Annotated in this window: 24 protein-coding genes; 11 read left to right on the top strand and 13 right to left on the bottom strand. The window is 35.4% G+C overall.

What is annotated here, in order from left to right; translation table 11 throughout:
- The first annotated feature begins 58 nt into the window (after positions 1-58).
- The 4 genes from MHB40_RS07050 (at position 59) to MHB40_RS07035 (ending at position 4,172) form a co-directional block, all read left to right on the top strand.
- A complete protein-coding gene (locus MHB40_RS07050) occupies positions 59-1,063 on the top strand; it encodes an iron ABC transporter permease (RefSeq protein ID WP_342534190.1) in 1,005 nt (334 codons plus the stop codon).
- On the top strand, positions 1,060-2,073 hold the full coding sequence (locus tag MHB40_RS07045; RefSeq protein WP_342534189.1) for an iron ABC transporter permease: 1,014 nt from the start codon (positions 1,060-1,062) through the stop codon (positions 2,071-2,073). Before MHB40_RS07050 ends, MHB40_RS07045 begins: the two co-directional genes overlap by 4 nt.
- A gap of 14 nt (positions 2,074-2,087) precedes the next feature.
- Entirely contained in the window at positions 2,088-2,876 is a 789-nt protein-coding gene (locus MHB40_RS07040) for an ABC transporter ATP-binding protein (protein ID WP_342534188.1), read from the top strand.
- Between the two features lie 675 nt (positions 2,877-3,551).
- Positions 3,552-4,172, top strand: a complete 621-nt coding sequence (locus MHB40_RS07035; RefSeq protein ID WP_342534187.1) for a flavin reductase family protein — start codon at positions 3,552-3,554, stop codon at positions 4,170-4,172.
- 185 nt (positions 4,173-4,357) lie between these two features.
- On the opposite strand, the gene MHB40_RS07030 is transcribed toward MHB40_RS07035, so the two are convergent.
- Entirely contained in the window at positions 4,358-5,299 is a 942-nt protein-coding gene (locus MHB40_RS07030) for an alpha/beta hydrolase (RefSeq protein WP_342534186.1), read from the bottom strand.
- A 433-nt stretch (positions 5,300-5,732) separates the two neighbouring features.
- Here MHB40_RS07030 and MHB40_RS07025 point away from each other — a divergent pair, with 433 nt between their 5' ends.
- Positions 5,733-6,587: a PhzF family phenazine biosynthesis protein gene (locus MHB40_RS07025; protein ID WP_342534185.1), complete on the top strand. Its 855-nt coding sequence runs from the start codon at positions 5,733-5,735 to the stop codon at positions 6,585-6,587.
- Between the two features lie 295 nt (positions 6,588-6,882).
- Here the strand turns inward: MHB40_RS07025 and MHB40_RS07020 are convergent, their stop codons facing one another.
- A complete protein-coding gene (locus MHB40_RS07020; RefSeq protein WP_342442937.1) occupies positions 6,883-7,818 on the bottom strand; it encodes a DMT family transporter in 936 nt (311 codons plus the stop codon).
- A 631-nt stretch (positions 7,819-8,449) separates the two neighbouring features.
- Here MHB40_RS07020 and MHB40_RS07015 point away from each other — a divergent pair.
- Positions 8,450-9,364 (top strand): DMT family transporter, encoded by a 915-nt coding sequence (locus MHB40_RS07015; protein WP_342442936.1) that lies wholly within the window; start codon positions 8,450-8,452, stop codon positions 9,362-9,364.
- Positions 9,365-9,809: 445 nt separating this feature from the next.
- Here MHB40_RS07015 and MHB40_RS07010 read toward each other — a convergent pair whose 3' ends face one another.
- The 3 genes from MHB40_RS07010 to MHB40_RS07000 all read right to left on the bottom strand — a co-directional run bounded on the left by MHB40_RS07010 (position 9,810) and on the right by MHB40_RS07000 (position 11,830).
- On the bottom strand, positions 9,810-10,019 hold the full coding sequence (locus MHB40_RS07010) for a hypothetical protein (protein WP_205442243.1): 210 nt from the start codon (positions 10,017-10,019) through the stop codon (positions 9,810-9,812).
- Between the two features lie 188 nt (positions 10,020-10,207).
- Entirely contained in the window at positions 10,208-10,861 is a 654-nt protein-coding gene (locus MHB40_RS07005) for an MBL fold metallo-hydrolase (protein ID WP_342534184.1), read from the bottom strand.
- Between the two features lie 45 nt (positions 10,862-10,906).
- On the bottom strand, positions 10,907-11,830 hold the full coding sequence (locus tag MHB40_RS07000) for an EamA family transporter (protein WP_342534183.1): 924 nt from the start codon (positions 11,828-11,830) through the stop codon (positions 10,907-10,909).
- Between the two features lie 113 nt (positions 11,831-11,943).
- Between MHB40_RS07000 and MHB40_RS06995 the strand changes: the two genes are divergently transcribed.
- Together MHB40_RS06995 and yiaA are read left to right on the top strand one after the other, a co-directional pair.
- The gene (locus MHB40_RS06995; RefSeq protein WP_342534182.1) at positions 11,944-13,362 is read left to right on the top strand and encodes a PLP-dependent aminotransferase family protein; all 1,419 of its coding nucleotides are present in this window, start codon (positions 11,944-11,946) and stop codon (positions 13,360-13,362) included.
- A 464-nt stretch (positions 13,363-13,826) separates the two neighbouring features.
- Positions 13,827-14,297, top strand: a complete 471-nt coding sequence (gene yiaA / locus MHB40_RS06990; protein ID WP_205442238.1) for an inner membrane protein YiaA — start codon at positions 13,827-13,829, stop codon at positions 14,295-14,297.
- Between the two features lie 127 nt (positions 14,298-14,424).
- Here the strand turns inward: yiaA and MHB40_RS06985 are convergent, their stop codons facing one another.
- The 4 genes from MHB40_RS06985 to MHB40_RS06970 all read right to left on the bottom strand — a co-directional run bounded on the left by MHB40_RS06985 (position 14,425) and on the right by MHB40_RS06970 (position 17,628).
- Positions 14,425-15,474 (bottom strand): 2,3-butanediol dehydrogenase, encoded by a 1,050-nt coding sequence (locus tag MHB40_RS06985; protein WP_342442931.1) that lies wholly within the window; start codon positions 15,472-15,474, stop codon positions 14,425-14,427.
- Positions 15,475-15,493: 19 nt separating this feature from the next.
- Positions 15,494-16,132 carry a GntR family transcriptional regulator gene (locus tag MHB40_RS06980; RefSeq protein WP_205442236.1) on the bottom strand — a complete coding sequence of 213 codons (639 nt, stop codon included), beginning with the start codon at positions 16,130-16,132 and terminating at the stop codon, positions 15,494-15,496.
- Positions 16,133-16,614: 482 nt separating this feature from the next.
- The gene (locus MHB40_RS06975; protein ID WP_342534181.1) at positions 16,615-17,058 is read right to left on the bottom strand and encodes a hypothetical protein; all 444 of its coding nucleotides are present in this window, start codon (positions 17,056-17,058) and stop codon (positions 16,615-16,617) included.
- An 18-nt stretch (positions 17,059-17,076) separates the two neighbouring features.
- Positions 17,077-17,628 carry a hypothetical protein gene (locus MHB40_RS06970; RefSeq protein WP_342534180.1) on the bottom strand — a complete coding sequence of 184 codons (552 nt, stop codon included), beginning with the start codon at positions 17,626-17,628 and terminating at the stop codon, positions 17,077-17,079.
- 838 nt (positions 17,629-18,466) lie between these two features.
- Here MHB40_RS06970 and MHB40_RS06965 point away from each other — a divergent pair.
- Positions 18,467-19,864, top strand: coding sequence for a hypothetical protein (locus MHB40_RS06965; RefSeq protein ID WP_342534179.1), 1,398 nt, complete (start codon positions 18,467-18,469; stop codon positions 19,862-19,864).
- 50 nt (positions 19,865-19,914) lie between these two features.
- Here the strand turns inward: MHB40_RS06965 and MHB40_RS06960 are convergent, their stop codons facing one another.
- Genes MHB40_RS06960 through MHB40_RS06945 form a run of 4 tightly spaced genes read right to left on the bottom strand, consistent with a single transcriptional unit; the run spans position 19,915 to position 22,243 of the window.
- Complete coding sequence (locus MHB40_RS06960; RefSeq protein WP_205442233.1) at positions 19,915-20,298, bottom strand: GntR family transcriptional regulator; 384 nt, start codon at positions 20,296-20,298, stop codon at positions 19,915-19,917.
- Between the two features lie 21 nt (positions 20,299-20,319).
- Positions 20,320-21,099 (bottom strand): ABC transporter permease subunit, encoded by a 780-nt coding sequence (locus MHB40_RS06955; RefSeq protein WP_342534178.1) that lies wholly within the window; start codon positions 21,097-21,099, stop codon positions 20,320-20,322.
- Positions 21,100-21,105: 6 nt separating this feature from the next.
- Entirely contained in the window at positions 21,106-22,008 is a 903-nt protein-coding gene (locus MHB40_RS06950; protein WP_342534177.1) for an ABC transporter ATP-binding protein, read from the bottom strand.
- Positions 21,992-22,243, bottom strand: a complete 252-nt coding sequence (locus tag MHB40_RS06945) for a PLD nuclease N-terminal domain-containing protein (RefSeq protein WP_342534176.1) — start codon at positions 22,241-22,243, stop codon at positions 21,992-21,994. The genes MHB40_RS06950 and MHB40_RS06945 overlap by 17 nt, the downstream gene beginning before the upstream one ends.
- 183 nt (positions 22,244-22,426) lie before the next feature.
- On the opposite strand from MHB40_RS06945, the gene MHB40_RS06940 reads away from it, so the two are divergent.
- Entirely contained in the window at positions 22,427-22,966 is a 540-nt protein-coding gene (locus MHB40_RS06940; RefSeq protein WP_342534175.1) for a transcriptional regulator, read from the top strand.
- Positions 22,967-22,998: 32 nt separating this feature from the next.
- Positions 22,999-23,859, top strand: a complete 861-nt coding sequence (locus tag MHB40_RS06935; protein ID WP_205442227.1) for a YitT family protein — start codon at positions 22,999-23,001, stop codon at positions 23,857-23,859.
- Positions 23,860-23,903: the final 44 nt, after the last annotated feature.

The following is a 23,903-nucleotide window of genomic DNA, read 5'->3' as shown; positions in this document are numbered from 1 at the left end:
CCTACTTACTTCTTTTTCTAGTAAATCTTATATTTTGTAAGAAAGTGTGTTGTAGTTAATGGAATCTATAGTTAAAGCTAAAGTAAAAATATATAGTACAGCAATAACTGCAATCGTTTTATTGATGTTAGGAATTATCATTAGTGTTTCTGTAGGGATAGCAGATATTGATCTAGTAATGATATTGAAATCCTTTTTCGAGATAAATCCATCAAAGGAACAGTTAATTATACAAACCCTTCGATTGCCTCGAGCTATCATCGGAGCATTAGTCGGTGCAAATTTAGCCGTAGCCGGTGCTCTTATGCAGGCCATTACTCGAAACTCATTAGCCTCCCCTCAAGTATTTGGTGTGAATGCGGGGGCTTCATTCTTTATTGTCACTGCTTTTGCTCTCTTTCCTTCCCTCTCTTCCCCATCTCTCGTTTTCTCTGCATTTATCGGGGCAGCAGTTGGAGGAATAACAGTCTATTCCTTTGCATCTGGAGGAGGAATGACACATGTAAAACTAGCGTTAGCTGGAATTGCCGTACACTTCCTTTTATCCTCTTTAACACAAGGAATCATTATTTTTAGTGAGCAAGCAAAGGATGTTCTGTATTGGCTAGTAGGATCAATTAACGGAAAATCATGGACACATGTTATGATCATTCTTCCCTGGTCTATTTCAGGACTATTCATTGCCTTATTACTTTCAAGGTCTATTTCGATTCTTGTCCTAGGAGAAAGTACTGCTCAAGGGCTTGGGCAACAAGTAAATCGTATCCGTATGCTAGCTGGAATCCTAGTCATTATTTTGGCTGGCTCTTCTGTAGCGGTCGCAGGTCCAATAGGCTTTGTTGGATTAATTATTCCTCATATTGTTAGAAGATTAGTGGGAGGAGATTATAAAAGAATCATTCCATTCTCTGCACTATTTGGAGCTTTACTTTTAGTTTACGCAGATATTCTCGCTCGCTTTATCGCTTATCCTTTTGAATCACCCGTTGGTATTGTGACAGCTATTATCGGGGCACCATTCTTCCTTTATTTAGCAAAGAGAGGAAGGAATATTAAGCAATGAAACATAAACAAAAATTTATGCTACAACGCAATGTTCATCCTAATCTTATTCTTCTAGTACTTTTAATAATCATCCTCATTTTATCTATTATAAGTCTAGGCTTAGGAGCCATTTACATTACACCGTCAGAAATCATTCAAAATTTAATTGGAGAAGGAACACAAAGTCAAAAATTTATATTAAGCAATTATCGGATTCCTCGTATTATAATCGCTATCATCGTAGGATCTGGATTAGCAACCGCTGGAGCGATTTTGCAAGGAATCCTCCGTAACCCATTGGCATCTCCTGATGTAATCGGCGTTACGAGAGGAGCCGGATTAGCAGCCGTTATCATTATCGTTCTATTTCCAACGTCACCCATTATTTTTCTTCCCCTTGCAGCTTTTATAGGAGCAGCTACCATTGCTGTCATTCTAATGCTGTTTGTTTATAAAAAAGGGGCTCAACCAAATACACTCGCTTTAGTAGGAATAGCTCTAGGTGCAATATGTCAAGCAGGGATAGAGTATTTTATGATTAAGTTCCCAGATGATGTAAGTGCGACTCTTTTATGGTTGACGGGCAGTCTATGGGCAAGAGGATGGGATCAAGTATATATCCTGCTTCCATGCCTCATTCTTATCCCCCTACTAATTGGATTAACTTCTAAATTAGATATTCTAAGCCTTGGTGATGATATAGCTACTGGTCTCGGTGAACGCTCAAAATTCCTGCGCTATATTTTACTAGGTGTTTCAGTTGTGTTAATTGGCGTATGTGTAGCGACAGTAGGTTCTATTGGATTTATAGGTTTAATCGCTCCTCATATTGCCAGAAGAATTGTAGGATCTAAATTTAAAGTGTTACTTCCTGCTTCCGCTCTCTTTGGTGCTATTCTTCTATTAGTTGCTGATAGCCTGGGTAGAGGTCTTTTCCCTCCAATAGAAATACCTGCTGGAATTATTACAGCAGTGATTGGTGCACCCTATTTTTTATATTTATTACGTTCTGAACGAAAAAAGGCATAAGAAGGTGAGCATTTATGACAACATTATCAGCAGAGCATCTTTCTCTCTCCTATGGATCATCTCAAATCCTTGATAATATAAATTTAGTCATTCCTGAAGGTAAGATTAGTGTTATTATTGGGGCTAATGGCTGTGGAAAATCTACTATTTTGCGTTCCTTAGCTAGATTATTAACCCCTCAAGAAGGAATGGTCTATTTAGATGGTAAGGCCATTCAGCAGCAGTCGTCCAAAGAAGTTGCTAAGAAATTGGCTATTTTACCTCAAGGTCCAGAAGCTCCAGAAGATATAACGGTTAAAGACCTATGTTATTATGGTAGACATCCACATAAAGGTCTATTGTCTAGACAAACGCTGGAAGATGATGCAATTGTAAACCGCGCATTATTAGCAACCAAAATGACTGATTTTGTGGATCGTACATTGGATGAGCTATCTGGGGGACAAAGGCAAAGGGCATGGATTTCAATGGCTTTAGCACAAGACACAGATCTACTATTATTAGATGAGCCAACAACCTATTTAGATTTGGCGCATCAAATAGAGATACTTGAATTGCTACGTGATTTAAATGTCACTCACGGTCGAACAATTGTCATGGTTTTACATGATCTAAATCAAGCAGCACAATATGCGGATCATCTCATTAGCATTGTTAAGGGCAAAATTTATCAAGAAGGATCGCCTGAAAAAGTATTTACCAAGAGCATGATTAAGGATGTATTTGGATTAGATTGCTGTATTATTGAAAATCCTGTAGACTATACACCACTTTGCATTCCTATCGGCTTATCATTAAGATAAAAAACACAAGGGACCACTACTGTTAAGTTGGAGTGGTCCCTTCATATTGTTGAAAAACAAAACCATCAATAGATTTTTTGTGAAAGGTGAAAATGGTTTCCGTTGCAGGCTACTTGCTTTCCTGTGGGCGAGCGCCGAGCCGCTTCCTCCGGCTACCGCTCCGTGTAGGGGCTCGCCTGTCTCGCGATCCCACGGGAGTCAAGTAGCCTTCCACTCCAATCCACAAAAGTATTATCTTTTTAGCAAAGGTTTTCAAATAAAATGAAGGTGTTCACGACTCTTTATGGAGAGGTGTTGTCACGCATTACTTCTCCACATTGAAAATAAGAGTTTATCCCCTCTAAGAATATAGATAATGGGCGATTTGATCGCTATGCTACTATGAAAAAAAGTAAAGACACTTTGCAGAATGCTTGATTGGAGTGGAGCGAACGGAAGTGAGTGAAGCGGCTCATCGGACGCCCCCTGGAAAGGACGCTGGCGGAGCGGAAATCAACCCCTCACCTTGCAAAGTTGCTTTTTCTGCCGTTGACATCATCTTTTTGCAACAACATGGGACCACTACATTAAAATTGTAGTGGTCCTTTTTTGTATTCCACACTTCGATGCTCGTTGAAATGTTGATATTTTATAATGGGTTCTGACAGTGAAAACATTTTGCGGGAGGAACTAAAAATGAAAATAATGAAACAAATGCCAAATACAAAAATGATAAATCCTAAAATTTTATATTATGGATTTCCTGTAATTTTACTGAGTACATTAAATGAGGATGGAACAGTGAATATTAGCCCTTTATCTTCTTCTTGGGCATTAGGAGACTGTATTGTCTTAGGTATTGGCCTCGGTGGAAAAGCAATTGAAAATTTAGAACGACATCCTGAATGTGTCCTGAATATTCCTGACACCTCTCTATGGGAGAACGTCGAACAGTTAGCTCCTTACACAGGAAAAAATCCAGTCCCAGATTTTAAGAAACAGATTGGTTTTACATATAGAAAAGAGAAATTTGATATTAGTGGCTTAACACCAATTGGGTCTACAACGGTTATTCCTACTCGAATTATGGAGTGTCCAATTCAAATCGAAGCTCAGGTAAAACATATTCGTATCCCAGATTATGCGCCTAGTTTTGCAATCGTCGAAACACAAACGATACATGTACATGCCCATGAGGATATAATTATAGAAGAAAATCATATTGATCCAAATAAATGGAGTCCCCTAATTTATAATTTTCGTCATTATTTTGGTCTGGGTAGCAAGCTTGGTAACAACTTCCGGTCAGAGATCTAGACATAGATAGTTATATTTATAAATACATCAAAAAGTTAAAAAAAGACCAGGTTCTCATTTGAGCGCCTGGTTATTTGTTTCGAGACTAGCATATAATTGGGGTCAAAATAATATACTTGCTGCTCTTACACACAAAATACTTCACTACTAAGCAATTTAGAAATGAAAAATTTTTCTCAGTACATTCACTTTTCCTCTTTCATAAATTCCCTAAAGTTTTCAACGATTTCTTTTGCTTTAGTACGATATAAATAATGATCCCCTTCAAATGTCATCACTTTTCCATGTACAGAATCTTTTATTTGTTTTTTATGCTCTGGTATCCACCTATCCGTTACTGGATGATTCGCTTGTATAAAGAAAATAACCGGAATATTTTTAGGAAATGATAAATTTTCAGCTGCTTTAAAATTTGCATACATCGTTTCAGCTTCATTTAATTGGCTGGGATTATACATGTTTTTATGCTTAAGAATTTTCATTTGTTCTTTTGTTTTTTCCTCATATGGTAGTACGGTATATGGGTCATCACTTAGCTTCACTTGCAATCTAGCTAAACCTGAATTTTTAAGTAGTTTTAAAGTAGTTATTATTGAAGACTCAATCTTTTTCTCGCTTATCGTTGGAACACTACTATCGAGCCCGACAAATGCACTCACTTCGTTTGGATATTTGTTCACATACTCCAATCCGTAAAGGCCTGAAATGGAGTGGCCCATTAGAATATAACGCTCAATATGAAGTCGCTGTAAAGCTTCATGTATTTCACTGACAATATTCTCTATGCTTCGTTCTTTTTCAGTTAGATTACTTAATCCATATCCAAAAGGCTCAATAACAACAACCTTGTAAAAAGGAGATAATTCATCTACTAATATTTTAAAATCAAGTGCTGGTGCCGCTGTTCCATAACCAGGTAAGAGGACGACGGTTTCTTCGCCTTCTCCCTGAATGAAGACATTCATTTTTTTCCCATCTACGGTTACAGACTGACCATAAGTTTCTAGTTTTCCTTGCTCCATCTTGCTGCAGACAATATTAACAAGAAAGACAATCGCTAAAAAAAGTAGTATGGCTATAACTAAACCCACTATTATTTTACTTATAATGGTGATCGTTTTTTTCATTATATTGGCACGAGGGTGTAGAACGGCAAGCGATAGCCGTTTTCTCCTTTGTTCTCGTACCACACCTCCCTTTCGTTATCTCTTCTCCATATCATTGTATTCTGGCTATTTTCGCAAACCGTTAAGGATAGCTTATACAATGAAGGTGTACTACCTATGACAACAATATGAACGGGGTATGAACAAAAAAAATATTACGACATGATCAATTACAGAAAGGACCCCATGATCCTTTTGTTATGGTATTGCTTAATTGACATAAAAAAAGGATCTTCAAATCGAAGACCCTTCAGACTGTAGACAAACTATTTTTTGAGAGTTCAGATGCTAAAAAATAGTTTATCTCTTGCTTTATAGCAAATTTATCCAACAACATTTATACGTCATGCTTTCTATGCTACAATTTTCTATACGTGAGGAAGGAAGGTGTCTTATGAAAATATCCGTTTATGTTGCAAGTGCATTTAGCAAGGATCATAAAGGCGGAAATAAAGCAGGAGTAGTATTTATTGAGAATACATTGACCACTACTCAAAAAATGGCAATAGCCAAACAACTGGGCTATGCGGAAACCGCATTTATATCAGAATCTGAAATAGCTGATTATAAATTTGAGTATTTTACACCAAAAGAGGAAGTTGATTTATGTGGTCATGCCACAATTGGCTCTTTCACGATACTGATGCATTTAAATAAACTTTTCAAGGATCGCTATACGATTGAAACAAACAGCGGTGTTCTTACTATTACGATAAAAGATGACATCATATTCATGGAACAAAACAAACCGAAATTTTATGATGTTGTATCTCCAAACGAGTTGATCGACTGTATTGACATTAAAGCTATAGACAATAAATACCCGATTCAAATTGTCTCCACGGGCTTAAAAGATATTTTAATTCCTATAACAAGTGAAACACAATTACATGCACTGCAACCTAATTTTGAAAACATTAAAGAAATCAGCAAGGATTATCATGTTGTCGGGATGCATCTATATACTTTTAATGACGATCGAATAATATGCAGAAATTTCGCTCCACTATACGATATCAATGAAGAAGCAGCGACTGGAACCTCAAACGGTGCATTAGCTTGCTACCTTTATGAACAGCACAACTTGCAAAAAGAAATCTATGTATTTGAACAAGGCTATTCTTTACACTCGCCTTCCGAAATATTAGTTAAATTAGCAACCAATAACCATAAAATAGAAAAAGTTTATGTTGGCGGCAAAGGCTACTACTGTGAAACTAAGTATTTAAATGTAGAAAATATAGAGTGAAAATAAAAAAACACCGAATAAAATCTCTCAACCTCAGACTGTAGACAAAGTATCTGATTAATTTCTGGTCTTCACTATTCGAAGATGATTGGTAAAGAAAAAATGCACATGAAAATGGGTCTTACTTTTGCTTGTCTAAATATAAAAAACTTAGCAAACATCCTGAAATTAAGAGACCAAAAGGACTCTATTTTTTTGCCTATTTCGGTGTTTTAATTCAAAAATAGAGAAATAGATAAAAAAACAAACACATTTTTTAATTGGACAATGTGTTTGTCTTCATTCTGAAGGATCTTTAAATCGAAGATCCTTTTGCTACTTCTTTACTGGATTTTTTGTATTTAGTTTTGACGTTTCTTAACAATCCATCTTTTTCTAGTAATGTTGGTAAACTTATACCGATAACGATCGTTACGATACCTGCTATTTGCAAAGTTGTAACCGTTTCGCTTAGTAGGATAACTGATACCATCACCGCGATTGGCAATTCAACAGCACTCAATATGGATGACATACCTAATCCAACTTTAGGAACTGCAATCGTGAATAAGAAAACCGGTATAATCATGCCGAATAACCCTAATGCCAATCCGTAAATCCAAAGTCCTTCGTTAAACAAAGTACCATTCCAAATAATTTCTGGAGACTGAAAAACCGCCGTAATCGTGAAAGCAAAGAAAGAAACCAATACTAAACGGTTAGAAGTTGTCATACTTGCAGTTGCCTTTCCGTTCACATATAAAAATAAGGAATAACAAAGAGCAGCCGCTAACCCCCATAACCACCCTTGAAAAGGTATTTGAGATAAATCTACATCAATTATGCCAGCAGCTGGTATGGTTCCAGCTACCAATATAATTAAAGAGATGAATTCAATTCTGCTTGGGAATTGTCGTTTTGTGATACAAGATATCAACATGCCAATCCATGTAAATTGAAACAGTAGTACAACCGCCAAGGAAGCAGGCAAAAAGTTCAAAGAATGACCATATAAAATATTTGTTAACCCTGTTAAAACGCCTGCAAATACAAGGATTTTAACGCCTTTAAAGCTAAATTTCGATCTATTTGTAAGTAAGAAGATACATACTGCTATACAAAAGCCGATAAAAAACTGACTTGTAACTGCCTCGGAGACAGAAAAACCACTACGCATTGCCAGTTTTATAATAGTTGAAACGATACCAAAACTACTAGCTGCAATCACTACTAATAGGGGATAAAGATACATCTTGATTATTCACTTCCCTCTCAAAACTTGTATATAAATGAAATTTTGTTTATGATTTTGAGATGTCGAAAAAAATCATAATCTCCAATATATATCACTGATTGTTATTTTACAATCTTTTTTTTCGTTAATAATGAATTCCCCAGTAGAAGAAAGTCTAATTTTAAAAATGACAAAAAAGCCAAACCCAGATATATCAAGGGTTTGGCTTTTATCCACTATTTCATGAATAATCCAACCCTGTTGATCACAAAATAACAAAAAGTTACGATATTTCACAAGTAGATTTATATCTTTATACAGAGTTAAGATGGGTATTCATTTTTAACATTATGCTTATGAGTTTCTAAGAAATTCTTATATTGTCTTTGCCTTCTTTATTGAATTTATAACTAAAATGGTTTTACTTCTTTCAATTTATAAATACCAACGTTATATTACTAAACTTAAAGATTGCATGTATTAAAAATAGCTGTTGATTTCTAGAAAACTTTTGTATACAATATTTATAATTTGATACGCAAACTCACACAAATTTGTGAGTGGCGGAATTTTGTAGAGTTTTTTCTCTGTTTCATTCGCCCGTCGTCTATAAATAGACGACGGGATTTTTATTTTTTGGAGGGATTTTTTGAATAAATTAAAGTTTTCTTTAGTGGTTTTATTGGGTGCCTGTAGCTATGGGGTCCTATCATCCATACTTAAAATTGGATTTTTAGATGGATTTTCTTTTCCTGAACTTTTAGGTGGACAATATATATTTGGCTGGTTTGGACTATTATTACTCGTTGTTACCTTTTCTCGTCATAAAGTATCCTTAAAAAATATATTATCATTGTTAGCAGTTGGGATAACAATGAGTTTAACTAGTATTTTTTATGGGCTTTCTGTAAAAGAACTACCTGCATCAATTGCAATTGTATTGTTATTTCAATTCACTTGGATGGGTGTCCTAATGGAAGCAATTGCTAATAAAACCTTGCCAAGCCGCGATAAGGTATTGTCCATTGCCATCTTATTTGTAGGAACGGTATTTGCTGGGGGTGTATTTGATGGAATAGGACAAGAATTATCAACAAAAGGAATCATCTTTGGGTTACTAGCAGCTATAACTTTTTCCATGTATATATTTGCAAGTGGACGTGTATCTACTGATGTTCCAATTTACTCAAAAAGCTTTCTGATGACGACAAGTGCAACCCTTTTTGTTTGCTTAACTTTTCCCCCAACATACTTGATTGATGGTACACTGCAGGCTGGATTATGGAAATATGCTTTAATTTTAGGTTTCTTTGGTGTTGTTATACCAGTTATTTGTTTTTCAATTGGTGTACCAAAGGTAGGGACGGGTTTAGGTACAATTTTAGGAGCTGTCGAACTCCCTACAGCAGTTATTGCTTCAATTACACTTGTCCATGAAGTCGTATCGCCTTTACAATGGATTGGGATTCTTTGTATTTTATTTGGAGTTTTCTTCCCTCAAATGTTCATAATACAAAAAGAGAAGAAACAAATTCGTTTTCATGAAAAAACTACACATTTTTAGGTAGGCTTCTAGAAATTGCTACAAACTAAATCGACTTTTGATGTTTTCAAAAAGAATTTTATATTGAAAAATTTAGTAATACAGTGTTTTTTATTAAATTTTATTTTTGATAGGACGAGTTATGTTGCTACTTAACAAGTACTTGCATGTGCTATGAACTAGGAGTCATACTACAGACTCTAAATTTGTGCAAAAATTATTTAAATGGTTATTAGAATAAGGAGTAGCCTAATAAAGAGACATAAATTAATAATATCGAAACAAGGAATTCGACTCCTCCTGTCTTAGAAGACTACTAACATAATTTTACGGTTAACTAAGAACATAGATAGTCAACAATTAAAAGATTTGCTTGAATAAAAAAGATTCTTTTGATACAGCTTTAAGGGTACAAAGCAGCATCAAAAGAATCTTAATTTCTCTTTAATAAAAATCGGCAATGCGTTTAGCGTGACTCTTTTGGTGGTTGGCATACATCACATTTTCGTTGATTTTTATTTTTAAATTTCGTAAATGTTTTTTCAAAGTTACTACCACATGCACATTTAAATAGTAACTTTTGAGAAAAACCATGATATTCCGTCGTTAACAACTTACTTTCTGAATTGTTCTCAACAAATTTCTGAATTTCACCAATCGTCCAACGTTTATTCATTCTCTTACACCTCCATATTTGATCGTTCTGCGGAGGCTTTTCTTGGCATCCGTTATAAAAAAGATCTTAAGCGCCTCATTATAACATGAGCTGGCTAACAATTAAACAGATGTTTTACAAACTTGTGAGTACTGTTACGATTCGAGCGAGCCTCCCAGCACTTGGCATACCAAGGAACCTTGTAAGATTCAAAGCTTTTGAATCTGCTCTTTAATATCTACCTTACATAATCCTCCGTGGTAACAAACCACAGATTCAATGTCTAGGTCTACATATTTCTTTAAAGATTGTTGAGCAACCTCTATATCCAAAGTGGTTGGAGCATGAATTCCCCCCAGTGCTCCGTTTACGCTATACATTGAATCACCAGCAACAAGCGTTTTACTTTGCTTCAAATATAAACTAATATGGCCAGGCGTATGTCCTGGCGTATGGATAACTCGTATCCCCCCACAATATGGTAATTCTTGACCGTCTTTCAAGGTCTCATCCACTTTCCCCATAGGTGGGTTCGCTATGTGCCCATCTTTCAAAAGTGGTAATTCTCCCTGAATATAAGGCTTATCTAATTCGTGCGCATAAACTTTTATATTACTTCCGCAATTTTGTAATATCTCTGGGAGGCTGCCTATATGATCTATATCCTGATGTGTCAAAATCACAACTTTTAGTTGATCCAACGACACGCCTACCTTCTCCATTGCTATGCATAAGTCTTCCATTTGACCTGAGCATCCAGTGTCAATTAAAACAGCCATCTCCTGATCCCATATAAGAGTTGGATGAATAATGGCTCCATTAAAATCAAGCTCCAGAATCTCTACTCCCTTAGAAACTTTCATAATTTTCTTCCCCTTTATAAGTAGATTTTATCATTCAATAATATGTTAATTTTTTACATCACGAAGAACAGTCCTCTTGCGCCAAAGGAACTCTCTCAAAGTTTCGAAATTGACTAGAATCGTTCCAACAATAATTATCAGAGTACCTATGCCTGTTAGCCACGAAATATATTCATGATAGAAGGTAACGCCTAATATAACGGCAATGACTGGTGATATATATAGCCATGTAGAAGGAAAAACAGGATTTGTCCGTGAAACAAGCCAATAATAAATACTATGACCGATCATTGAACCAAAAATAATTAAATAAAAAAGAGAGCCAATTGAAGCTGGGCTTAAAAGATAATGAAGCTGAATGTTCTCGGTAAAAAGTGACAAAATGATTAATAAAATCCCTCCATGCATCATTTGTGCTGCATTTAAAGCAATCGGGGATGTCGTTTCAAATTTTCGGATGACATGCTTCGTATAAATCGTTCCAGATGCGTAAAAAACTTCACCTAATAGAATGGCGAAACATCCAACCATCCAGACGGGACTAATCTCAATTGAAAAACTAGGTAAGAGCAAGAACGTGACACCAATAACTCCGACGACACAACCAATGAATGATTTCCGATTTCCTTTTTGCTTCAAAAGGAATGTCTGAATAACGATGATCATCATCGGACCTGTAGCAGATAAAACAGCTGCGATTCCAGATGTCACATACTGTTCTGCCCAGTATAACGTGGCAAACGTCCCAAAGGTTAAACCCACTCCTGTAAAAAGCATCTCTTTCCGAAATAATAACCGGATTGTCGTTTTTTCTCTCCAAACCATAAAACTAAATAGTAGCAAGCCAGCAAGGAAAAAACGAAGGCCAGCTGATAAAAACGGAGGCACTCCTGCATCTACACCAATTTTAATCGCTAAAAATGTTGTCCCAAAAATCAAACACATAAAGAAATAATTAATCATTACCATATAAAACTCCTCCTCTTTTTCTATCATAAAAGAAGGAGGACAGAACAGATTGAAAAGGATAGAACAGATTAGATAGGTTCGTGGTACAATCGTTTTGAATAGGAGGAATCGATGTGGGCAAAGCAATTCAAAATGAAGATTATCTTTTTAAGAAAGTCTATGATGATGTACTGCACCGAATAGAGCGTAAAGAATGGAAAGAACATGAAAAGCTTCCCTCCGTTCGGCAATTAGCATCTGAAATGAATGTTCATCGACTAACGGTATTAAAGGCTTATCAATTACTGAAACAGCATGACAAAGTTTATGTAAAAGATAAAGCAGGCTATTTTGTCCAATCAAATGTAACGAAAAACCTTGAATATCTAGATCAGGACAACCCCATTGTTTCAGCATACGTAAAAAAAAATCATTTATCCGAAATCCATCAACCATCTGCTTCCTATCATTTTTCTCAGGCATTGATTGATCCCAATCTTTTGCCTAATCATTATTTTTCAGATTACGTGAAGGAAGTGTTTGACCTTTATCCTAAAGTACTGGCAACCTACTCAACTGTACAAGGTGATTTAGAGTTGCGTGAAACACTCACTCAGTATTTTATCAACCAGTATAAAACTCATCTCAGTGCAGATGATCTGTTAATAACGTCTGGCTCACAGCAAGCCATTCACTTAATCGCTCAAGCTTTTATTAAGCCAAGAGACGTCGTTTTATTTGAACGTCCAAGCTATAGTGCAGCGATTGATATTTTTAGAGCACAGGGGGCACAGATTGTAACGATTGATATCCATCCTGAGGGCTACGATTTAGAACAGGTTGAATACTATATTAAGCAATATAAGCCACGCCTATTTTATCTCAACCCCACATTCCATAACCCAACAGGTTATACTGTTCCTGTTGAGCAGCGTAAACGATTAGTAGAATTAGCTGAACACTATCGATTTTTATTAATAGAAGACGATGCCTATCACGACATCTATTTTGATGAAGCCCCGCCACCACCAATTTACACATATGATAGTGCTGGGACAGTCATTTATATCCGAAGTTTTTGCAAATATATCTCTCCTGGTTTGAGAATAGCGACTGTTATTTGTCCATCATCATTAATGAACTCACTACTAACAGAAAAATCGTTAGCTGATAATGGCTCACCACTTCTCAATCAAAAAATTTTTCTCCATTACTTTTCCTCACTAAGGTTGCAGCAGCACTTGGAGAAAATTCGGATTGCTTTACAGATCCGAAAAGAAATCATGGAGGAAGAGTTAGCAGTAACAGGTTGGCGATGGATCAGCCCAAAAGGCGGTCTGAATTTATGGGTGCAGCTCCCCAATAAACTTCCAACTGAATTATTATTATCCAAAAGTATCGAACAATCGATATCCTTTGTGCCAGGTCAAATTTGTGATCCATTAAAACAACTATCTTCCTGGATACGTTTGAGCTATTCTTATGCAAATGAAAAACAGCTAAGAGAAGGGGTACAAAGGTTGGTTGCAGTGGCGCAATCGGTTTCTAAGTGATCGGACTAGCAATTTAATTTCATCTATAAACGGTGGTTTTCACAGCTTTATCAACCATTTCAATTATTTCGTTCAGAGCTGCCACGAATCGAAAAAAGCAGTGGACACAGCAATAATACGCTACCACATCCACTAACATATTCAGCTGTCAATTTGAATAATATGAAAAAAAGTTATACATCTAGCTCCTATCTCTACAAAATAATTGCAACGAAGGACAGCAAAAGATTGTTCTAGGTGAAGAACACAAATGTACCAAGGAATGATAAGAGTGCCTTCAGATTTGATGAAGCCACATTGACTCTCATATTCCCGCGAAATAGTGGTCCAATTTAAAGCTGCCTCCTTTAAGAAAAGTTATTTTATTATTAAAAAGCGCGATTTAGAGAAATTTCTATTCTCATAACATCCCTGTAGAATGATAGAATGTTTTTATACAGTGATAGAAGGAGGAGAACGATTCATTGTCTGATCAAAATGAGAACTCATTAGATAAGGGAAAACAGCCTGATCCGAAAATCAAAGTAGAAAGAAAAGAGGGAGAACCTACTGCTGCTTTCAAAGGGGCTTCCTGGGCTGCATTGTTAGTAGGTGTTACTGCTTATTTTATAGGCTTGTTTAATGCAACGATGCAACTAAACGAGAAAGGATATTACTTAGCTGTTTTAGTATTTGGACTCTATTCAGCAATATCTTTACAAAAAGCAGTAAGAGATAAAGAAGAAGGAATACCTGTCACGAATATTTATTATGGTATTAGTTGGGTTGCACTTATTGTATCTATTTCATTAATGGGCATTGGGTTATATAATGCTGGCAGTATTGTTTTAAGCGAAAAAGGGTTTTATGGTATGTCATTTGTTCTTAGTTTATTTGCATCCATCACGGTTCAAAAGAATATTAGAGACACACAGAGAGCAAGAGAAAGAGAGTAGGTTATATTACTGAAAGAGTCGAGAAGTTCATTCTCGATTCCTTTTGTCATTTTTTCCTAAGCTCCATGCTCCTCCAGACTATAAAAAAAGAGCATGGCTGTCATAAGCCATACTCCTATCAATTTTATTAATTTTCTCCACTTATCTCGACTAAAATTTTAGATTGTGTTTTGTCATTTGTTAACGTTTTGAATCCTTTTTCAACAATCTCATCTAGTTCAATTTGGCTTGTGATGATCCCTTGTGGATTTAGTTGACCAGCGCTCATTGCATCAATTGTTCTTTGGAAAATGGACGGTGTATAAACAATGGATGATAATACATTAACACCTGTGTTTGTAAGTTGCATTGGATTCCATTCGATTGGTCTTGCAAAAATCGAAACAATCATCATGTTTCCACGAGGTTTTGTTACATCAATTGCTTGTTTAAATGTAGGAGCAACTCCCGCCACTTCAAAGGATACATCAACCCCATCTGCAACAATCGCGCGAACAGCTTGTACAGGATTTTCTTTACCTGAGTTAATAGCATGGGTTGCACCTAATTCTTTTGCCTTTTCTAATCGATCATCTGATAAATCTAATACGATAACTTTACTAGCACCAGATGCTTTTGCAGCGATTACTGTTAATAATCCAATTGGTCCAGCCCCAAATACAGCAACAGAATCCCCTAATGTAACCCCAGCATCTTTGACAGCTTGTACAGCAACAGCCATTGGTTCTACCAGTGCACCATCTTGTAATGTTAAGTTATCTGCTAAACGGTGTACATTTGTTACAGGGACATTAACATAATCCGCAAATCCACCGTTTCCATGTAAGCCAATGAAGTTAAATCCATCATAACGATCGACATCTTCATGTTTATTTCTATACGTTAGTGTAGGATTGATGACAACTCGGTCCCCTGCCTTAAAGTCAGTAACCTTAGAGCCAACTTCTTCGATGATACCAGCAAATTCATGTCCCATTGTAAGTGGGGCAACTTCACCTGTTAATTCAGCTTTTACATCAACTGGTACGAAAACCGGACCCTCTTCGTATTCATGTAAGTCACTTCCACAAATACCAGCCCATGCTACTTTTACTTTCACTTCTTCTTCTCTTAAAGCTCGTAATTCAACCTCTTCGACTCTAATATCTTTCACACCATGCCAAACTGCAGCTTTCATTTATGTTACCCCCAAAAAATTATTTAAATTGGTACCATAAAATAACATCCTTAATAGCCATTCGTGCATTTTCAAAATCCGACACTTCTATACACTTGATAAATGTATTGATGGACATATGGTAGGATTCAACTAGATTCATTTTCCATTTTGTTTGTGCAGCTACATTTGTAACAAATATTGTTTCTTTAAAGAATCGTAGCATGGCAATATTTCCTGTAACATCAAAAAACAATTGTAGCAAGTGAGCAAACGAAACAACATATTCATAAATATTTTCAGCAGACTTTCTTTGTTTCATCGCTTCAAAACGAAGTAATAGTTCATTTTGCAAATCGGCAGTCCATTTAGATTCACACTCGGTAAGTGCAATATCCAATAGATGATAAAGCGCTTCCAAATAATCCTTTAATTCCTGATCCGTTATAATCTTCACTCTTACACCTTTATGTTGTACTTTTTCAACTACACCATCTTTTTGTAAAAGATAAAGGGCCTCACGAACAGGTGCATGACTTACTTGTAACTCCTTTGCAATTTCCGCTTCGATTAAGCGCTGACCTTGTTCATAATAACCAGAAAATATGCGAAATAATAATCGTTCCGCTATTTGCTCAGAAATTGTTTTTTTTGAAATTGAATTTTCATCAAACCCCATTAAACCACTCCAATAAATTTATATCCTTTTATTTTAACATAGTTCAGTGTATAGGGTGATTAGCTAAAAGTGTTATATATTATGGATTATAGATTATCGATAATCTATAAAAGTATTTTAATCTATAAATTCATTTCTTTCAATTATCTTGTTTCGGTTATAGTATCTTTTAAAAGAAATATCAAATTCTAAGAAAGTGTTATTAAGCTGATGAGCGAAGTACAGTGGGATTGTTCGCAGAGAGGTGGATCAAATGTTCCAAAGCACTAAGCATTTCATTTTAGAGTGCCTAATTTTACAATAAACTTCTAAATAGGATTTACTTATTTTCCTTTTTTGAAGTAATAAGTTGTATTATCATTTACTGCTTCGATTAAAAGCCTAAGAGATACATCGAACTTTCCAAAAAGCCACAATAGAAAACTGTATAAATATGCAATAAAAAAGATCAGGCTTTATGCACCTGACCTTTGCTATAGTTATTAATTTAACGGAATTGCCGGTACAACTTGTTCTGCATTAGGGATTGGTTGAGGATAAAAAAAGTTGCTTTCTCCATTAGATTGATTAATATATTTCTTTGATTCCTTGTACTGTTGTCTTAGTCGGTTTTCAAATTCTTTAGGTGTCATATTTTGAATGCTATTTAAAAACTTTTCTTTGTTTTTTTCTGGAATATACATTTCTATCCCATATTCTTTACTAAGTTTTATCAATATTTTATTGTAAGGTACGAGTAATAACTCAATATCGTTGTCATATGTTGACTCAGCATTATAATGAGTAGTTGAACAAAAAACAGAAACCATGATACAAATCAATGTAATATTTATTATCTTCTTCATGCTTTTTCTCTCCTTTAATGTTCCTTTCCCCTTACTTATATCCGAATTACTTAATAATAAACACATCTTTATTTTTTTCATTTTTAAACAATAAGCCAACTAATTTGCATAGTATGTATTTGATGCTGTTAAAGAAAGTGCAAGTGCAACACCATTAGCATCTTCCGGATGTCCTCTTAGAGAGACTGTACAACTTTTTAAATCACTACTTAATTTATGTGAAGCACTATCAACTTCCCAATGATAACCTGTAAAACTAGATGGCCAAGTTGTTCCATATGATTTTATACTTTGATAAGTGAAAGTTCCTTGATTACCTGATGCACTAAAAACATTTGAGTTCAAGTACATTGAAGAATTATAGCTTAATGCAACTAGTTGAGTAATATTTTCACTAATAGATAATGGAGAAACTGCAGAGTCACTATTAGATAGCTTATCATTATAAAAATTATCTAAGAACTCTTTATATTGTTCTCTTAGTAATTTTTCTAATTCATCTGTGCTCATATCTCCTACATTGTTATAAAAGTGTTCCTTTTTTTCTGGATTAATATAAAATTCTACGCCAAATTCATTAGTCAGTTTATTCAACACTTCCTGATATGGACTAATAGATTTTTCAAGATTTACATTTTCACTTGCAGACACACAGGTGATTAATGATAAGGAAATGCTCAAACATAAAAAGATGTAAATAATAACTTTACAAATTTTTTCATAGTATGACCTCCAAACTAATTTACCTGTATTTACATTTAAATACATATTAATACATGGATTCATAATTTTCAAACTTATATTTACACAATAAAGCTAAAATAAACTCTCAGAAAACCTGATTTGAAAGCGTTGTTTTTTGACAAATGACATGACCGTAATGTTTCACTTCTGAGTTCGGGTAGATAACGTATTATGTCATAAATACTAAGAATTGCTTGTTACAGTATAAATACTTTGCGAAATTATCTAGAAATGCATCCTCATTTGACTTAGAAATAATTTATAAATTTAACAATACTTCCATTTTTGAGTAATACTTGATTTAAAATCTTAAAGCTACATAAACAAACTTCATTTTTAAAAATGATTATTTAAAATAGATTTATCCTTTTTACTTAGCATGGATTTTAATAATAAAATTTGATTATTTTTGTACTTGTTATTCCTCTAAGGCATCCATTAGTTAAACAACTAATTTAAATCATTCTGTTTCTTATGTGAAACAGCAACTAATACTACAATCGAAGTCCCAACACCTGGTGCATCATTTGAATCAAGTCCATCTCAAACTATAGTTAAAGAATAAACTTCACATATATTTAGATTACCAAGTGCATTTGCGAAATGACATTTTCTACTTTTCGACTAAACTTGTTATTAGCTCCTACTTTAAGTTTGCAACTAATTTTTCAGATTTTTTTTGAAATCATCACCATCTTTTTTTCTCTTCATATTCTATAGAATCAGATTATTGAGGGGGAAACATATGGGGATTGAATTCACAGCTCTCCATTGGATTTACGTTGTTTTTATTGTGCTCATCATCGGATTTATGGTTAAACGTCGCGATACCACCCTCATTTGTGTAGTAGGCATCTTTATGCTAGCAATTGTTGCGACTGGCGATTTTACTTCGTCCATAAGTGGTGTGTTTAACAGCTTTATTTATGCCATAACAGAGCTGTTATCAACGATTCTTATTATTTCGATTATCGTGGCGATGAGTCGAGTCATGATGTCTTCAGGTATTAATGAGGTTATGGTTGCACCTTTCACAAAGATCATTAAAACACCAGCACTAGCTTATTGGACGATTGGACTATTAATGATGTTTATTTCTTGGTTTTTCTGGCCATCACCTGCAGTGGCTCTGTTAGGGGCGGTGCTCTTACCTGTTGCGATTCGGGCGGGCCTCCCAGCACTAGGTGTTGCCATGGCGATGAACTTATTTGGGCATGGTATTGCGTTATCGAGTGATTTTGTCATTCAAGGGGCTCCAAAATTAACGGCTGATGCTGCTGGTATCCCTGTTGGCGATGTTGTTTCAGCCAGTATTCCACTTGTTATCACAATGGGCGTTGTGACGACAATTGTTGCTTATATTTTCTTACGACGTGATATGAAACGAGGCACTTTACTTTTAAACACTGCCAGCAAGGAAGACGAAGATAGTACACAAGCAATGGAGGAAAATTTACTATCGATCGGGCAAAAACGATTCTTTGCTGTACTTATTCCTATAGCTTTCATCTTGGATGTTGTTGCAATGTCTGTTTTTAAATTGCAAGGTGGCGATGCTACGGCTTTAATCGGGGGAACCTCTGTTTTTATTCTATTGTTGCTTAGTGTTGTTGCTCATAAATCAGAGGGACTAGAAAAAACAACAAGTTATTTGATTCAAGGATTTCAATTCGGCTTTAAAGTCTTCGGACCCGTAATTCCAATTGCTGCTTTCTTTTATCTAGGAGATGCTGGCTTTACACAAATTCTTGGTGATCACCTTCCCGCTACCTCACACGGTATTGTCAATGATCTTGGTGTAGGTCTTGCAGCAATCGTTCCGTTAACAAAGGAAATAGCTGTTGTCACGCTAGCGGTTGTTGGCGCTATTACAGGATTAGATGGTTCTGGCTTCTCAGGAATTTCTCTGGCTGGCTCTGTCGGCAGTTTGTTCGGCAATGCCATTGGTGAAGGAACAGCAACTTTAACAGCTTTAGGGCAAATCACTGCTATTTGGGTTGGTGGTGGTACACTAATTCCATGGGCATTAATCCCAGCCGCTGCTATTTGTAATGTCAGCCCATTTGAGCTGGCAAGGCGTAACTTAATTCCAGTAGTCATTGGACTGGTTGTGACAACGATTGTAGCGGTATTTTTGATATAAAGACAACAAAGAGATGGCCTATTTTTGGAAGCCATCTCTTTCACGCTGTTTTAACTATCCGCATAATATTTTCGAAAAGATTCATGAAATATCTGCTTTAATTGAAATCCATTAATCCCCAAATTATTAGCTTCTACCATGATTTGCTCGACACCCTTCGCTACTTGTTGAATGGAAAAATGCATGGCTTTACTAGAATCTACTATTATCAATGCTGCAGAATGCGGTTTAATGGTGATGATGCCTTTCCTTTGAAGCTCTTTGTAGCTTTTATGAACCGTATGCAAATTGAGGTCTGTTTGTGCTGCTAAATTACGAATAGAAGGCAAATGGTCCCCCTGTGTTAAATTTCCAGTCACTATTGCTAAAAGGACCTGCTGTGTTAACTGCTGATAATATGGAATTTTACTTCTTCGATTTATTTTTACATTCATTTGTCGAGAATTCCCTCCATATTAAAATTTCTTTTTGGCAATAAAATGATGCATGATAGCCATCATGAATAGTACAAGTAACAGTGTGACAACAATATTAAAGCCATACCATGTTTCTACGTTACCTGTCATTAATATCGTGGTAGCATACAAACTATTACTAGCAGGATTCATTACATCTAAGAATGGATGTAAGCCAGCACAAAAACGACAAATAAATAAGACACCTATACTGATTAAAGCAATAAATGGTGAACTATTAAAAAAGGTACTGATCATGGCAACAAATGTAATGACAAACAACAGCCAAATACAATAAAATGCTAAAGCGATCAATGCACGAGTGATCGGTACAGAGGTAAATAAATAAGATGTATAGCCAAAGGACATTGCATAGCCAAGCGTAATACATAGAACAGCTAAAACATAATGAGTAAGTAGTTTACTATTTAAGTAGGACGAGATAGATACTGGCCTTGTTAGAATAAATGCCATCATCCCATTGGCCTTTTCTCCTTGAATAATCCCCATCGTTGCAATGGCAAGGATGATTATACCTAATTGATCAAATTGCGAATTAAGGGTTGAGGCAAGCACTTCTGCTCCCCCTGGCTTTGCCATTGTAGGATCAATTATAATCCCTTCAACACCACCCATAGATTGTAAAATAGCAGGTAAAAAATACATCATGATCGGCTGAGTTAAGCCTAGTAGGATATAGACAATTGGTAGCCAAACGACTTTATATTCCTTTGTCATTTGATTCATTTCTTTTCTACTTAATGCTAGAAACGTATTCACTTCACGTTACACCACCAATTCTAAAAATATTTCTTCTAAGCTTTCTTGAATGCCAAGATCAAACTTTGTAAATACCACGTTTGAATTCAATCCGTACTGTAGCAATCGATGGGCATCTGCTTCCAATTGATTGACATATACTTTAAAACCATCACCGCAACTTTCGATTTTCTTTACATATGCTAACTGTTCAATCGTTGTGAGCCACTTAACATCTTTCTTCTGAATCATTAAAAAGATAGCTGGATCTTGATAGCGATTAAGTAACTCTAATTTTGTCGCATCTTCTATTTTATAACCATTTTTAATGACCACAAAGCGCTCACAAACTTCCTCCGCATCGCCTAATATATGCGTAGAAAGTAAAATGGTCGTTTCTTTTTTTATGTCTTTTAATAGATTCAGCACTTCACGTCTACCAATTGGATCTAGTGCTGATACTGGTTCATCCATAATAATGAAAGCTGGCTTGTGTAATAAAGCTTGTGCGATGCCAAGACGCTGCTTCATCCCCCCTGAAAATGTTCCAACATGAGCATCTGCTTCTTTCCCTAAGCCAACCTTTTCTAAAAGAATTGGAATGTCTTTTTGTAATTGATTTTTTGAAATACCAGAAAGTGTCCCCATAAAGGATAAGGTTTCAGATGCTGTCATCCACGAGAAGAAATTAGGATACTGTGGTAAATATCCAATATGATTTTTCATCTTTGAAATTTTTTGTCCATCAAGTACAATGTCCCCTTCATCTGCATAAAGAATGTCAGCAATGATCTGAATTAATGTGGATTTCCCTGCCCCGTTTGGTCCAATAAGCCCTACACATTCATTCGAATCTATAACCATTGAAAAACCGCTCACGGCCGCTTTCTGTTTAAATTTTTTCGTAATATTGTTAATTTCTAAGCGCACGTTTATTGACATCCTTTCTACCAATCACGAAATATAGAACAGAACCAATTGTATTAAAGAACAAAATAATCATTGCCCACATCAGTATGTTTTCTCTTGTATCTCGGTGATTATATAAATCAATTAGTGCAACAGTGATAAGTAAAAAACCTACGAGTACAAATGGTAAAAGGATTGGTAGTATGCTTGCCCAATCAATTTGATTTAAGTCTTCAAAACCATAGTGTAATTTCATTTTTATAGCTCCCTTCATTATCATTATCGATAATGATAACAAATGGATGAATAAATTTCATTACCTTTTTACTGTACATCTGAAAAAAAAATCTATAGTATATTTTTTGATAATGTTCTCATATTGATAACATTTGAATGCTTCCCTTGATACTATCTCATTTTCTTGTAGGAGGATCGGTTTATGCGCAATAAAGCAGAGGTATTAATGCACCCTGTGAGAATGAAAATTTTACAAGCTCTGATGCACAATAAAGAAGAGGGTTTAAGCACATTGGAGATGATTTCTATCATTAAGGATGTACCACAAGCTACTCTATATCGTCATATCCAAATTTTAGTCGATGAAAACATCATAAAAATTGTGAAAGAGCGAAAAGTTCGTTCTGTTACAGAGAAGTTTTATGCATTAAATGAAGGAGCAGCAAAACTTAGCAAGGAGGATTGGACCCAACTCACAACCAAGCAAAAATTAAATTATATTTCCTACTATCAACTGGCTTTACTATCTCAATATCAAAATTATTTGCATTCACTTGATGAAAAAGAAAGCACGACAGATTTAGCAACATTTTCTTTAATCGACCTAACGTTAACGAACGATCAATTCAAAAACTTTGAAAATGAATTAAACGATTTATTAACTAAATACTATAATATGACCGACTCAAATAAAGGTTCTGAGACTAAAACAATTGCTCTAAATATTATTCCAAAACCTTAGGTACTATTGACGTAAAGAAATGGAGAAGATTTATGAAAAAAGGAAAGTCACTAGAAAATATACGAAAATTCATTATGATAATTATTGGTGCAGTTATTGCCGCTTACGGACTAGAGGCCGTATTAATTCCAAATGCGGTTATTGATGGCGGTGTAACAGGTATTAGTATTATGGGTGCTCACCTCTTTGGTATCCCGTTAGGCGTACTGCTCTTTGTATTAAATATTCCGTTCATTTATATCGGCTATAAGCAAGTTGGAAAAACCTTTGCCTTAATGAGTAGTGCTGGCATTGCAGCTTTATCGATTTCGACGGTTTTATTACATGATGTCAAAACCATTTTAGGTCCAAATGATCCTCTCCTAATTGTCTTATCTGGTGGTATGCTGCTTGGTGTGGGTATCGGGATTGTCTTACGAAATGGTGGCGCTTTAGATGGCTCAGAGGTTTTAGCTGTATTATTATCACGTAAGATTCCATTTTCAGTCGGCGATATTATATTATTTATCAATGCCTTTATTTTCTTAGGGGCAAGCTTTATCTTTGGCTTAGAGAGTGCTCTTTACTCAGCGTTAACTTACTATATTGCCAAAAACGTTATTGATATTATCCAAGTTGGTTTAGAGAAATCAAAAGAAGTACGTGTGGTTAGTGCAAAATCAGAGGAGATTGGCGACGCCATCCAAGCTCGCTTAGGACGTGGTGTTACCTATACACATGGTCGTGGTGGCTTCTCCAATGAACCAACTGAAATCTTGAACTGTGTCATTAACCGTATGGAAGAAAATAAATTAGTTTCGATTATTAAGGACATTGACGAAGGCGCTTTTGTTGTCATTTCTGATGTATCCGAAGTTCGCGGTGGTAACTTTAAGAAGCGAGATATCCATTAATGTAAAAGTAAGTAAGGCATGATGCGCCTTACTTACTTTTTTAT

Source organism: Lysinibacillus sp. FSL K6-0057, assembly GCF_038630885.1.
In the GTDB taxonomy this organism is placed as follows: Bacteria; Bacillota; Bacilli; order Bacillales_A; family Planococcaceae; genus Lysinibacillus; species Lysinibacillus fusiformis_F.
This window is presented reverse-complemented; position numbering and strand designations above follow the sequence as displayed.